A 13,361-nucleotide genomic window follows, 5' to 3' on the forward strand; every position below is an offset into this window, starting at 1 on the left:
GTGACAGGGAGAAGCAGGACAGGAGCGATGGATGGTCAGCGAAGACGCCGGTCCGGAGCGCTCTGGCTCGGGCTCGTCGCCGCGAGCGCCCACGCGCTCGGGTGCGGCGCGAGCGCCGCGAAGGAGCCGGCGGAGGGGCCCTCCGGGGGCAATGCCAGAGGAGGCGCGACGGAGGAGAGCGCGCGACCCTCGGAGGGCAAGGCCGCCGGCGTGGAGGCCAGCGGCGAGGCCCAGGGCGCCCAGGCCCCGCCCGCGCCGGGCCAGCAGATGACCCGCGCGGAGGCAGGGCGGTACGTGCTCGGCCTCGTGAACCGCGATCGCGCGGCGCACAAGCTGCCGCCCGTCCGGTGGGACGAGACAGCGGCGCGCGCGGGGCGGCGGCACGCCGAGGACATGGTCCGGATCGGCTTCACCGGCCACTGGGGCAGCGACGGCTCGGTCCCGGAGGAGCGCTACACGGCCGCGGGCGGCGACGGGTTCCCGATGGAGAACGCCGGCTGCTTCGCCGACGCGATCCCCCGCGAGCTCGATCCGGATCCGCGCTTCTCCGCGGAGAGCCTCGAGCGCGTGCACCAGGCCTTCATGAACGAGAGGCCCCCGGCCGACGGGCACAGGCGCAACGTGCTCACAGCGTCGCACACGTCGCTCGGGGTCGGGCTGGCCAAGGCGAAGGGGTTCGACATCGCCTGCGTGGCGCAGGAGTTCGTCGACGACTACGGGACGTACCAGCCGCTGCCCAGGCGGGCGAAGATCGGCGAGCGGATCCGGGTGGGCGGCGAGCTCGCCGCGCCGGCGAAGATCGCGGGCGTCGGGATCTCGCGGGTCGAGGCGGGGAAGCCGATCAAGCCGGAGAAGCTGCTCAAGATGGGCGGGTACCCGATCCCGCCGCCCTACGCGACGTTCTTCCCGAAGGGCTTCAAGACGCCTATTCCTCTCCAGGTGACCGGCAATCGATTCGACATCCAGGTCCCGCTGGACGACCGCGGGCGGCCCGGGCTCTACGGCGTCAGCGTCTGGGCGACGTTCCCCCCCTCGGATGAGCTCAAGATGGTCTCGCTCCGCACGATCGACGTCGTCGGCAAGGGGGGCGCGCGATGAGCCAGAGCCGCCCCCCCACGGCGTCCGAGGAGCTCGACGCGGTCAAGGTGCTCGATCACCTGGTCCGCCGCGCGGTCTCGATGGGCGCGAGCGACATCCACGTCGAGCCGAAGCGCGACGGCATCCGCGTGCGTTACCGCGTCGACGGCGTGATGGTGGCGCAGGGGCAGATCCCGATCGAGATCGCGCCGTCGCTCACCTCGCGCGTGAAGGTGCTCGCGCGGATGGACATGACCGAGCGGCGCCTGCCGCAGGACGGCCAGTTCAGCCTGGAGCTCCACGGCCACCCGCTCATCCACCTGCGCGCCTCGACGTTCCCCGCGATCCACGGCGAGACGCTCGTGCTGCGCGTGCTGCTGAGCCACCAGCTCATCGCGCTCGACAAGCTCGGGCTCTCCGAGGGGGACCTGCCGCGGCTCGAGCGCCTCGCCGACCGGCCCTCGGGGCTGATCGTCGTGTGCGGGCCGACCGGATCCGGCAAGACCTCGACGCTCTACTCGCTGATCAAGGTCATGAAGACGAGCGAGCTGAGCATCGTCACGCTGGAAGATCCGATCGAGGTCGAGTTCGCCGACATCACGCAGGGGCAGACCAACCCGAGGCAGGGCTTCACGTTCGCGACGGGCCTGCGCGCGATCCTGCGGCAGGACCCGGACGTGATCATGGTGGGCGAGATGCGCGATCCCGAGACGGCGCAGATCGCGCTGCAGGCGAGCCTCACCGGGCACCTCGTGCTGTCGACGCTGCACACCTCCGACGCTGTCGACACGGTCGCGCGCCTCGTGGACCTCGGCGCGGAGTCGTGGATCGTGGCGAACGCCCTGCTCGCCGTGATCGCGCAGCGGCTCGTGCGCCGGCTCTGCGAGGAGTGCGCGGAGACATACGAGCTCGAGACCGCCGTGACGGGCGAGGAGGACAAGGTCCTCATCGAGGAGGGCGCCGAGCTGAAGCGCGCCGTCGGGTGCCAGACGTGCCACATGACGGGCTACCGAGGGCGCATGGGGCTCTTCGAGATGCTGGAGCTCGACGACGACCTGCGGGATCTCGTGAAGGCGCGGGCGGGAAAGCGCGCGTACCGGGACGCCGCGCGCAAGGTAGGGCTCGTGCCGCTCCGCGAGGCCGGGCTCGCCAAGGTGAAGGAGGGGAGCACCTCCCTGGACGAGGTGCTCCGCGTGACGTGAGATGGCTGGAGCGGGGCGCATCTTCGTGCGCTACGGGCTCATCCGCGTCGTTCGGCTCGCTGCGGCGTACGCCTGCCTAGCGGCTGAGCCCGTATCACACGAACCTGCTCCCCGCTTCAGGGGCCGCGGTGCGCCGCGTGAGCCGCGGCGCGCCGCCGGTCAGGTCGCCTGCGAGGAGCCGTCGTCGACCGCGTTGGCGGCGATGACGCCCTTGTACCAGAGCGCGCTGTCCTTCGGGATGCGCCGCTGCGTCTCGTAGTCCACCCAGACGATGCCGAACCGCTGCGAATAGCCGCGATCCCACTCGTAGTTGTCCATCAGCGACCACACGAAGTACCCCGCGAGCGGCGCCCCCGCGTCCATCGCGCGCCGCGCGGCGACGAAGTGATCGCGCAGGAACTCCAGCCGCCGCGTGTCCGGGATGCGGCCGTCCTTGTCGGGCTCGGTCGAGTAGGCCGCGCCGTTCTCGGTCACGTAGAGCTTCGGCACGCCGTACTCCACGTGCAGCCGGAGGAGCAGCCGCCGCAGCCCTTCCGGGTAGACCTCCCAGTGCATCTCCGTCTGCTCGGAGAGGGGCGCGACGTGCACCGTCCTCGGCAGGTTCTGCTCCTCGGGCACCTTGCTGCTCCGCAGGACCGCCCGCGAGTAGTAGTTGAGGCCGAGGAAGTCGCACTGCGTGGCGATGATGTCGAGATCGCCCGGCTTGCACACGGTCAGCCCCTCCGGCGGGAGGTAGCCCAGCGCGATGTAGTCCTCGATCATGTCCGCCGGGTAACGCCGGCCGTACAGCGGATCGAGGAACCAGCGGTTGAAATACCCGTCGTAGTGGCGGCACGCGTCGTAGTCGGCGGCGCTCGGCGACGCGGGCATCGCGTAGTTCATGTTCAGCGTGATGCCCACCTCGGCGCCGGGGCAGTTCTGGCGCAGCACGGGCACAGCGAGGCCGTGGGAGAGCAAGAGGTGATGGCTCACCGTCAGGGCCTTCTTGAAATCGCGCCCGCCCGGCGCGTGGATCCCCTTCTCGTAGCTGAGGAACGCCGTGCACCACGGCTCGTTGTGCGTGATCCACTTCTTCACGCGATCGCCGAGCTTCCGCGAGATGACGTCGGTGAACTCCACGAACGCCTCCGCCGTCGAGCGGTGCTGCCAGCCGCCGACCTGGTCCTGGAGCACCTGCGGCAGGTCCCAGTGGAAGAGCGTCGCGTACGGCTCGATCCCAGCCGCGAGGAGGCCGTCCACGAGCCGGCTGTAGAAGTCGAGCCCCTTCTGGTTCACCGCGCCCCGGCCGTTCGGGAGGATGCGCGGCCACGCGATCGAGAACCTGTAGGCCATCATGCCCAGGCTCTTCATCAGCGCGATGTCCTCAGGCCACCGGTGGTAGTGGTCGCACGCGATGTCGCCGTTGGTCCCGTCGACGATCTGACCGGGCGTCTTCGCGAAGCGATCCCAGATGGACTCGCTGCGGCCGTCCTCGTTCGTAGCCCCCTCGATCTGATAGGAGGACGTCGCGGTCCCCCAGACGAAATTGTCGGGAAATCTCAGAGACGGCATGTCGGTTCGTGGTTCTCCTTAGAGAGAGCCGGCCTCGACGGAGGCGGGCACCTTGCGATCGTAGAGCGCGGAGGGCGCGATGACGGAGCCGGGCGCGTAGAGGTGGCAGCGGACCCAGTGCCCCGACCCGACGTCGACGGCCCCCGGCGTCTGCTCCCGGCACGTGTTCATCACGCTCGGGCAGCGGTCTGCGAAGGGGCAGCCCGGCGGCGGGTTGATGAGCTTCGGCGCCCCGGAGCGGGCCGGGAGCTCGCCGCGGATCGAGCCGTTCGGATCCGGAACCGCCGAGAGCAGGAGCTTCGTGTACGGGTGCGCCGGCTGCTGCATCAGCTCCTCGCTCGGCGCGCCCTCCACGATGTGGCCCGCGTACATCACCATCGTGCGATCCGCGACGTAGCGCGCGCTCGCGATGTCGTGCGTGATGTAGAGGTACGAGATGCCGCGCTCCTCCTTGAGCTTCTCCATCAAGTTCAGGACGCCCATGCGGATCGAGACGTCGAGCATCGAGATCGGCTCGTCCGCGAGGATCACGCTGGGATCCACCGCGAGGGCACGGGCGATCGCCACGCGCTGCCGCTGACCGCCCGACAGCTGGTACGGGTACTTGAGCGCGACCTCCGCGGGGGGGTTCAGATCGACCGTCTTGAGGAGCGCGTGCACCTTCTCCCGGAGGATCGCCGGGGTGGGCGCCTTGTTGTGGAGCAGGAGCGGCCGCTCGAGGTGGTAGCCGATGGTGTGCACCGGGTTGAGCGAGCCGAACGGGTCCTGGAAGATCATCTGCACCTGCCCGCGGTAGGCGAGCGAGGCGCGTGTCGGCTCCTCCTTCAACACGTCGCGACCCTTGAACATGATCTGCCCGCTGCTCGGGGGCATCAGCCGCGCGAGGAGCCGTGCGATCGTGCTCTTGCCGCTGCCCGACTCGCCGACCAGCGCGATGACCTCACGCTCTGCCAGCGAGAACGATGCGTCGTGCAGCGCCCGGAGCTGCTGCGCTCGCAGCCCGCCGCCGACAGGGAAGTACTTCCCCAGGCGCACCACGTCGAGGACAGGCGAGACAGAAGGTTGCGTCATCGTCATCGTCAGTAGAGGTGGCAGGCGCCGCGGTGCTCGGGCGCGATTTCACGAAGGACGGGCAGCTCGTTCTGGCAGGTCGCGAAGGCCTGCGGACACCGGGGGTGGAAGCGGCAGCCGGGCGGCGGGTTGCGCATGTCGGGCGGCGACCCCGGGATGCCCTGCAGCTTGCGGCGCGGCCCCCGGACCGAGGGGAACGACCCGAGCAGCCCCTGCGTGTACGGGTGCTTCGGATCGCTGAAGAGGTCCTTGGCGCGGGCGGTCTCCGCGAGCTTGCCCGCGTAGAGGATGGCGATGCGCGTCGAGAACTCGGCGATGAGGGAGAGGTCGTGGGTGATGAAGAGGATCGAGAAGCCGAGGCGCTCCTTGAGCTCGGCGATCTGCTGCAGGATCTCCTTCTGCACGACCACGTCGAGCGCCGTCGTGGGCTCATCCATGATGAGGAACGGCGGCTTGAGCGCCATCGCGATCGCGATCACCACGCGCTGGCGCATGCCGCCCGACAGCTGGTGCGGGTAGCTGTTCAGGCGCGACGAGTCGATGTTCACGAGCTTGAGCAGCGCGGCCGCGCGCTCCATCGCCTGAGCGGGCGTCACGCCGTCGTGCGCGATGATCGGATCCGCGATCTGCTCGCCGATCGTCAGCACCGGGTTGAGCGCGGTCATCGCGCTCTGGAACACCAGCGCCATCTTCCGCCAGCGGAAGGCGCGGAGCTGCTCCTCGTTCATCGCCAGGACGTCCTGCCCGGCGAAGTACACGTGCCCGCCCGTGATGACCGCCGGCGGACGGAGCAGCCGCATGATGGCCATCGCCACCGTCGACTTGCCGCTCCCCGACTCGCCCGCGAGGCCGAGCACCTCGCCGGGGGCAATGTCGAAGGAGACGTTGTCGACCGCGCACACCGGACCCGTCGGGGTGATGAACTCGACCCGGAGATCCTGAACCGAGAGAAGCGGACTAGGCGCCATGAGTCCTCACCACCGGCGTAGACGGACCCGCCGTGACCTTGCGGCTCCTGAGGAGACGCGACCAGGCTCCCTCCGCGCGGAGCCGCGGATTCGAGATCTCGTCGATCGCGTAATTGATGAGCGTGAGCGCGAACCCGACGAGCGCGACGCACACGCCGGTGGGCACGATGGTCCACCAGGCGCCCGTGAGGAGCGCGGCGTTGTTGCTCGCCCAGTAGAGGTTCGTCCCCCAGGTGACGGCGCTCAGGTCGCCGAGACCGAGGAACTCGAGGCCGACCTGGGCGCCGATGGCGTAAACCGTCGCGCCGATGAAGCCGGACATGAGGAGCGACGTCATGTTCGGCAGGATCTCCACGAAGATGATGCGCGCGCTGCTCTCGCCGCTCACGAGGGCCGCGGACACGAAGTCCTTGTCGCGCAGCGCGAGCACCTGCGAGCGGAGCACACGCGCGTTCCACGCCCAGCCCGTGAGGACGAGGACGAACAGGATCGTCAGCGGCCCGGCCGGCAGGTAGGCCGCGATGACCACGGCCATCGGCAGGCCAGGGATGATCAGGAACACGTTCGTGAGCAGCGAGAGCACGCTGTCGATCCAGCCGCCGAAGTAGCCCCCGGCCATGCCGATCGCCGCGCCGATCGCGATCACGGCGAAGCCCGTGGCGAAGCCGACGGCCAGCGAGGTCCGCGCGCCGACGATCGTCTGCGCGAGCACGTCCTGCCCCTGACCGTTCGTGCCGAACAGGTGCTCGGCGGAGGGAGCCTCGTGCGGCATGCCCACGAACGCGTGCGGATCTTGGCCCACGATCGAGGGACCGAGCAGCGAGAGGAGCAGGAAGAAGAGCACAATGAGCGTGCCCGCCATCGCCTTGCGATTCGAGAGGAGCAGGCGGAGCCATCCCGCCGCACGGGAGCCGCCGCCCCCGCTGTTGCCTTGTTGCGCAGCCATCGCTTCTCCTGGACCCAGCCGTCAGCGCCCGCGGGCGCGGGGATCAAGAAACACGTAGATCACGTCGACCAGGAAGTTCGCCCCCAGCACGGCGAACGTGATGGTGAGGAATATCCCCTGCATGAGCGGATAGTCCTGGTTTCGAACCGCCTGGATGAGCAGATAACCTTGCCCCGGATACGAGAAGACGATCTCGGTGAGCAGCGAGCCGGCGAGGACGAAGCCGAGCGCCATGCCGAAGCCGGTGACGTTGGGCAGGAGCGCGTTCCTCGCGGCGTAGGTGAACATGACCCGCCACTGCGAGAGCCCCTTGGCCTGCGCCATCGTGATGTACTCCTCGGACAGCACGGTGACCATCGCGCTGCGCATACCGAGCATCCAGCCGCCGATGGTGGCGATGACGATCGACAGGGCGGGCAGGATCATGTGCGAGATCACGCTCCCGATGAACTCCAGGCTCCAGTCGGGCGAGAGCGTGTCGCTGTAGGCGTGGCGCAGCGGGAAGGCCCCGAGCACGAACCCGAGGATGTAGAGCGACACCATCGCGAGCCAGAAGTAGGGGAACGCGCCGAGGAACATCAGGACCGGCGGCATGACCGAGTCGAGCCAGCCGCCCCGCTTCCACGTCGCGATGATCCCGAGCAGCGTCCCCAGGCCGAAGCTGACGATCACGGCGGCGCCCGACAGGAGCAGCGTCCAGCCGAGGCCCGTCGCGATCACCTCCGTCACCTTCGCGGGGAAGTGCGCGACCGACGTGCCGAAATCGCCGACCAGGATGTGGCTCAGGTAGGTGAAGTACTGCTTGTAGAGCGGCTCACCCGTGAACCCGAACGCCTTCCGCAGCGCATCGATCGCCTCCGGCTGCAGCTGCCCCCGGAAGCGCACGAACATGGCCGAGGCTGGATCGCCCGGCATGGCGCGCGGAATAAGGAAGTTCAGGGTGAGCGAGGCCCACGCCGCGATGAAGTACAAGCCCAGCTGTCGCAGAAGGTAACGCACAGAAGCTCTCTCTTTTAACCTGCGCTCCGGATCAGGTCACGCCCAACTTCACTTCGGCTTGAGCTCGGTGAGGACCAGCAGGTACTCGGGCGGGTTGTTGGGCGACAGCTTCGCGTACGGGTTCTCCTTGCTGGGGAACCCCGTGAAGCGGCGTGTGTTGTACTCGCCCCAGGACGGCCCGGGGAACAGCGGGATCGAGGGCGCCGTATCGGAGAAGATCTCCTGGAGCTGCTCGATGATCTTCTTCTGCTCCGCCGGATCGGTCGCGGCCTCGAACGCCTCGAAGAGGCTGTCGGCCTGCTTGGCGCCGAAGCGGTGCCAGTTGCGCGCCGACGTCTCGCCGACCGGCTTCGCGGTCGCGGTGCCGAGGAGGTCTCGGTAGAAATTGTAGGGGGTCGGCTCCTCGTTCGACCAGCCCATCGACAGGTCGAACGTGCCCTTCTGGAGCGCCTCGAAGAACGCGCTGAAGTCGTACGTCTTCAGCGTGGCCTCGACGCCGATCTGCTTCACCTGCTGCGTGACGATCTGCGCCGCGCGCACCCAGTCGGACCAGCCCGTGACGACGTTGAGATCGAAGCGCAGCGGCTTCCCGTCCTTCACGCGGATGCCGTCCGCTCCCTTGGCATAACCCGCCTCGTCGAGGATCTGGTTCGCCTTGGCCACGTTGAACTTGACCCAGTCGCCCGCCTCGACCGTCTTCTGGCTGCGCCAGCGCTCGTGCGCGTCGCTCAGCGCCGTCGCGTCCGCCGGCCGCGTGTAGTTGTTCATCGCGACCTTGACGATCTGCTCGCGGTCGAGCGACATGCTGATCGCCTTGCGCACCCGCGCGTCGTCGAGGGGCTTCTTCGTCGTGTTCGTGTAGACGAACACGGTGCTGCCGACGAGCGGGAACCAGTAGTGGTGATTCGTCGGGTCCTTGCCGACGTAGACCTTCTCGATCTCCGGGACGAAGTTGCCGGCCCAGTCGACCTCGCCGTTCAAGAGCGCCAGGTTCGCCTGGTCGTTGCCCGGGTACGCCGGGAAGCGGAGCCCCTTGATCGCCGGCTTGCCCTGCTGCCAGTAGTTCGGGTTCCGGCCCAGCTCGTAGATCTGGTTCTGGAAGGTCTTCACCTCGGTGAAGGGCCCCGTCGCGACCGGGTTCTCGTTCGTGTACGTGACCGGATCCGCCACGTCCTTCCACTTGTGCTCCGGCACGATCGGCTGGTGGCCGAGGAAGACGAGCCCGGGGACGTACGGCCGCGTGAGCGTGAACTCGACCGTGGAGTCGCTCTTGGCCTCAACCGAGGTCAGCCACTTCCAGACGCCTTGCAGGTCGAGGGCGACGTGCTTCTTCAGGAGCCCGAAGGTGAAGGCCACGTCCTTCGCGGTGAACGGCTGGCCATCGGACCACTTGACGCCGGGCCGCGTCGTGACGGTGAGCGTCTTGTTCCCGTTGCCCCACTCGTACTTCGATGCGAGCCAGGGGGTGAACTCGCCCTTCATCGTGTTGTAAACGAGGAGCGGCTCGTAGATGCCAGCGACGGTTGGCCAGCGAACGTTGCCCGGTGCGAGCAGGGGATTGAAGTTCCGCACCCATGACGCTTGCTGCTCGATCGAGACGGTCAGGAAGGTGTCGGCGGCCGGCGAGGGCTTGCCCGGCGCCGTGCTGGCGCCGCCCGTGGACTCCTTGGTCGGTTCGGTCTTCCCGCACCCCGCTGTGACACCGACCGAAAGCAGCAACGTCGACAACACGAAGGTCCGACGCGGCAACAACCAGTTCCTCATGAGAATGCTCCTCGCGGGGCCCTCGTGGTTACGCCCGAGCGCCCACCGTCCCTCTCCCACTCCTCGATCTCCCTGGAAGCCACCACGCGGCAGAGCGGCTCGCCGGAATTCGACACCGCGACGCAGTGCGCCATACCAGCATCCAGACGTCGGCACTGTAGCCGTTTTCGCACAGCAGTGTCAACGGGGATTCGAGGTCGCTGTCAAGTTCTCGCGCCGCTTACTCAGGCGCGTTTTCAAGGGAGATATCGTGGCGCGTCATGTCTCGCAGCAGCAACTCCGTCTCATGCTCATGCTCGTGGTGTCATCACGCTTCATGAGGAATGATGGCCTAAGCACTGACACTGTTATTTTCTTTGGACGCAGCAAGAAAGTAAGCAGTCACGGACTGCGTCGGTTCAGGCACATCAGGTGCGCCGCGGTCCACGCGCGTCCGGGGCAGGTCTATACAGACGTCCGCGGGCGATTACAAGACCAGAAATTTCCAACTTCGCGCCGGTGACGGGTGAGCACGCTTCCAGGGCGAGCGCGGACACCCCCTGGGCGAACGGAGCGGGAAGGCCGCCTCGGGGAGGCGGGCGCGGGCGGAGCGTCGGGTGCGCTCAGCGCCGTAGTGCGGGCCGCGATTCGACGCCTGATGGGCTGGTCCTCTCCGCCGTGGGCCGCGAGCAGCACGTATCAGGAAAGGCTCCCTTCGATGTCATCCATGTTTCGCGCGCAGGCGCGGGGGGGCAGGCGGGCGGCCGCGAGCGCGCCTCAAGGGAGCGGGGGAGCGGACGCTGGCACGCGGAGCTCCCTGCCGAAGAGCTCTTCTGCGGTGCAGTCGTCGAGGAACGCGCTCTCCTTATCATTATCATCATCCCGCTTCAGCTCAGGTTCGGGCGAGCCTTGCACGACCAGCCCGAAGCGGTTGTCCAGGGCGCGAACCCGGGAGAGGCGACCCGAGCTCCGGTCGTACAGGATGCCGGCGCGCGCACAGCCTTCCACCCGCACGTCATCGAGCGCGACGGTGGAGCCGGCGAGCGCGAGGACGCCATCGGCGACGAGCTCGTCGCGCCGCCTGCCCCGGGCGGCGCGGGGATCACCGGTCACCCCGTCGACGACGGTCTGCGAGATCTCCGCCCCGGAGGCGAACAGCACGACGCCGGCCGTGCGGCTCCCGCGGACGATGGACGAGGCGAGGCGGATCTCGTAGCCCGCGGCGGCGACGCCGATGCCCGTGCTGTCGTTGTGTGCTTCGTCGTCGTCCTCGCCGGATTCGCCGCCCGCGGTGCCGTCGATCAGGTTCCCGATGATCTCGACCCTGCTGCCGAGGACCTCCGTGCCGGCGAAGACGCCGACGGAGCGGTTGCCGCTCACGACATTCCCCTCGAGCACGGCGGTGGCGCCCCGGTGGATGACGATCCCCTGCCCCACCGGCGCGCGGCGGTCCGGCGCGACATGCCCCTCGACGAGGTTGCCAGTCACGGTCGCCTCGGACCCGTCGTATCCCACGAGCAGACCGGTGCCCTCGTTGCTGCGAATGGCATTCGACGCGAGCGTCACTCGGCCCTCCGCCACGGTCAGCCCGGCGCCGTCCCCCCAGCCGCCGTCGGCGACGGTGCCTTCGATGAGGTTGCCGCCGGCGATCAGCTCGGCGGACGAGTCGCCGACGTGGACCCCGGTGCCGCGGTTCCGGACGACCGCGCTGTCGTGGAGGCGCATCGCCGCGCCGCGGGCGACGGCGACGCCGAATCCGCCGAGCAGCGACCCGGTCGGGGCCGCCACCGTGCCCTGCACCAGGCTGCGCGTCATCGTCGCCGCGGTGCCCTCGCCGATGACGGCGACGCCGATCTCCGTGTTGCCGAGGACCACGCTCGAGTCGATCGCGACGCGCGCTCGCCTCGCCGCATACACGCCGACGCCGTAAGGCGGGTCGGAGCTCCCGGGGCTGGTCCCCTCGACGAGGACGCCGGAGAGGGCCGCGGACGCGCTGGCCGCCACGAGGATCCCGGACACCTGGTTACCGACGACAGCCGTGCTCTCGATCGACGCCTCGGCGCCGTCCTGCACGACGATCCCCTGGCCGTCCGCCGGGTAGCGCCCCGTCGACACGGTCCCCTCGACGAGGCTGCCCACCACGGACGCCGTGGCGCCCGCCTGGAGCGCCGCCACGCCGGCCGCGCGGTTGCCCGTCAAGGCGCTCTCCTTCACGAGGAGCGCGCCGCCGGCGTCCGCAAAGGCGCCGATGCCGGCCCCCGCGCCGCCGTCGCGCGTCCCCTCGATCCAGCTCTGCGCCACCGAGACGCGGGCGCCATCGCCCGACAGGACGCCGGCGTGCATGGCGTCCTTGATGTGAACGCGCTCGAGCGTCACGGCGCTCGCGCCGGTCGCCACGACGCCGGCGCCGTCTCCGCCGATCTCGATCCCCCGGAGCGTCACCTCCCCTGCGTCGAGCACGGCCACGATCGCGGGAGGACGCGTGGTCGAGCTCACCCCGCGGATCCGCACGCGCGAGGCGCACCGGCCGGCGATCGCGACCGGCTTCGTGACGACGACCGGCTCGTCGTAGGTCCCCTCCGCGAGCGCGATCGTCCCGCCGTCGGCGACGAGCCCGAGCGCCGCCTCGATCGTCGTGACCGGCCTCGCCTCGGATCCGTCGCCGTCCGCGCCGGAGTAGCTCGGATCCACATAGACGTTCCCGGACACGCGCGCGACGTTCCCCCACGGCCCGCGCCCGCAGCCGGCGGGGCCGTCGACCGGCACACACCCCGCTTCCGGCGTCGCGAACGTGCCTGTCGGGCACCTCGCCATGGCCGGCCTGCAGAGCCCGTCGTCGCCCGCGAGCTCCGGAGCGCAGCGCGGGATGCCTGCAGGAATACAGCCCTCATCGAACTTCGGGATCGTCCCCGCAGGGCATTTCGCCATCGATGGATGGCAGAGCCCGTCGTCCTCCACGAACAGCTCGGCGCACCCCTGGATGCCCACCGGCATGCACGCGTCCGCGGGGCCGAGGACGTGCCCGGGCGCGCAGCTCGGCGCCCGCGGCGCGACGCCCTCGCAACCGAGCGGGGCGACGGAGCTCTGCGAAGGGTCGCTGCACGCCGAGACGACCGATAGAAGGGCCGCGATGCTGGCGGCCAGGCAAGATGAACCCGCGCGCGTCGCGCAGAAGCGCATGCAATCCCCTCCTTGGAAAGCGCTGCCTCGCGGGCCCCGCTCCTCGGGCGAACAGCTCTCCAGAGCTCCCGCAGCAGCGCGGATACCGCGCGTAGCCTCCATGAACAGGCGCTCCGAGCGCCCGAGATCGTCGGTGAGCCAGCGCCAGGATGACGAGGACGCCGCCTGTGCGCCTGTGCGCCCGAGCGGCGCCGCGCGAGCTCCTTTAGCGTAATGAATCCTACAACGGGAGATGCGCCCCTGCCAGGCAAAGGGGTCGTGATCGCGCCGACTTTCCCTTCCCTGCAGCGCCGCGGACGGCTACGCCGCGCCGGGTCTCCCGGCGTGGGCGCGCGAGCCTCGCTGACACCGAGGCTCGCGCGCGCGGCCGAGCGTGTGGGTCAGACGTCTTCTGTCAACCACGTCGAGCCGGCCGAGCGCGGCGCAGGGATGCCTCGCCACGGCGGCCGCTCCCGCTGCACCGCACGCTCGCCGTCCGCGGCTGAAGGCGGCGGCCGCGCCGTCGTTCCGGACGACGTGGCGACGCGCGGCGCAGCGCAGAGCGCGGCACAGGCGCGCGACGACGACGACGTTGCCGCAGGAGGAGCGCCGCACAGGGCCCTTGTCGGCCCAAGTGGGCTGAGC

General features: G+C 69.5%; 9 protein-coding genes. 2 read left to right on the forward strand and 7 right to left on the reverse strand.

Features of this window, described 5'->3' with window-relative positions; translation table 11 throughout:
- Positions 1-27: 27 nt before the first annotated feature.
- A complete protein-coding gene (locus WMF19_RS24505; protein ID WP_437901347.1) occupies positions 28-1,098 on the forward strand; it encodes a CAP domain-containing protein in 1,071 nt (356 codons plus the stop codon).
- Positions 1,095-2,279 carry a GspE/PulE family protein gene (locus WMF19_RS24510; RefSeq protein WP_437330948.1) on the forward strand — a complete coding sequence of 395 codons (1,185 nt, stop codon included), beginning with the start codon at positions 1,095-1,097 and terminating at the stop codon, positions 2,277-2,279. The genes WMF19_RS24505 and WMF19_RS24510 overlap by 4 nt, the downstream gene beginning before the upstream one ends.
- A 159-nt stretch (positions 2,280-2,438) precedes the next feature.
- Here WMF19_RS24510 and WMF19_RS24515 read toward each other — a convergent pair whose 3' ends face one another.
- The 7 genes from WMF19_RS24515 to WMF19_RS24545 all read right to left on the reverse strand — a co-directional run bounded on the left by WMF19_RS24515 (position 2,439) and on the right by WMF19_RS24545 (position 12,737).
- A complete protein-coding gene (locus tag WMF19_RS24515; RefSeq protein WP_437901348.1) occupies positions 2,439-3,830 on the reverse strand; it encodes a GH1 family beta-glucosidase in 1,392 nt (463 codons plus the stop codon).
- Between the two features lie 18 nt (positions 3,831-3,848).
- Positions 3,849-4,907 (reverse strand): ABC transporter ATP-binding protein, encoded by a 1,059-nt coding sequence (locus tag WMF19_RS24520; protein WP_437901349.1) that lies wholly within the window; start codon positions 4,905-4,907, stop codon positions 3,849-3,851.
- 2 nt (positions 4,908-4,909) lie between these two features.
- Entirely contained in the window at positions 4,910-5,869 is a 960-nt protein-coding gene (locus tag WMF19_RS24525; protein ID WP_437330951.1) for an ABC transporter ATP-binding protein, read from the reverse strand.
- Entirely contained in the window at positions 5,859-6,815 is a 957-nt protein-coding gene (locus tag WMF19_RS24530; protein ID WP_437330952.1) for an ABC transporter permease, read from the reverse strand. Before WMF19_RS24530 ends, WMF19_RS24525 begins: the two co-directional genes overlap by 11 nt.
- Before the next feature lie 21 nt (positions 6,816-6,836).
- The gene (locus WMF19_RS24535; protein ID WP_272093122.1) at positions 6,837-7,814 is read right to left on the reverse strand and encodes an ABC transporter permease; all 978 of its coding nucleotides are present in this window, start codon (positions 7,812-7,814) and stop codon (positions 6,837-6,839) included.
- Between the two features lie 48 nt (positions 7,815-7,862).
- Positions 7,863-9,578, reverse strand: a complete 1,716-nt coding sequence (locus tag WMF19_RS24540) for an ABC transporter substrate-binding protein (protein WP_437901350.1) — start codon at positions 9,576-9,578, stop codon at positions 7,863-7,865.
- Positions 9,579-10,334: 756 nt separating this feature from the next.
- Complete coding sequence (locus WMF19_RS24545) at positions 10,335-12,737, reverse strand: right-handed parallel beta-helix repeat-containing protein (RefSeq protein ID WP_437901351.1); 2,403 nt, start codon at positions 12,735-12,737, stop codon at positions 10,335-10,337.
- Positions 12,738-13,361 lie beyond the last annotated feature (624 nt).

Origin of the sequence: Sorangium sp. So ce124 (genome assembly GCF_051525235.1) — a bacterium.
In the GTDB taxonomy this organism is placed as follows: Bacteria; Myxococcota_A; Polyangia; order Polyangiales; family Polyangiaceae; genus Sorangium; species Sorangium atrum.

Bases quoted from the DNA above. Each gene is read 5' to 3' on its own strand.
- WMF19_RS24505 (WP_437901347.1), top strand. From the start codon at position 28: ATGGATGGTCAGCGAAGACGCCGGTCCGGAGCGCTCTGGCTCGGGCTC.
- WMF19_RS24510 (WP_437330948.1), top strand. From the start codon at position 1,095: ATGAGCCAGAGCCGCCCCCCCACGGCGTCCGAGGAGCTCGACGCGGTC.
- WMF19_RS24515 (WP_437901348.1), bottom strand. From the start codon at position 3,830: ATGCCGTCTCTGAGATTTCCCGACAATTTCGTCTGGGGGACCGCGACG.
- WMF19_RS24520 (WP_437901349.1), bottom strand. From the start codon at position 4,907: ATGACGATGACGCAACCTTCTGTCTCGCCTGTCCTCGACGTGGTGCGC.
- WMF19_RS24525 (WP_437330951.1), bottom strand. From the start codon at position 5,869: ATGGCGCCTAGTCCGCTTCTCTCGGTTCAGGATCTCCGGGTCGAGTTC.
- WMF19_RS24530 (WP_437330952.1), bottom strand. From the start codon at position 6,815: ATGGCTGCGCAACAAGGCAACAGCGGGGGCGGCGGCTCCCGTGCGGCG.
- WMF19_RS24540 (WP_437901350.1), bottom strand. From the start codon at position 9,578: ATGAGGAACTGGTTGTTGCCGCGTCGGACCTTCGTGTTGTCGACGTTG.
- WMF19_RS24545 (WP_437901351.1), bottom strand. From the start codon at position 12,737: ATGCGCTTCTGCGCGACGCGCGCGGGTTCATCTTGCCTGGCCGCCAGC.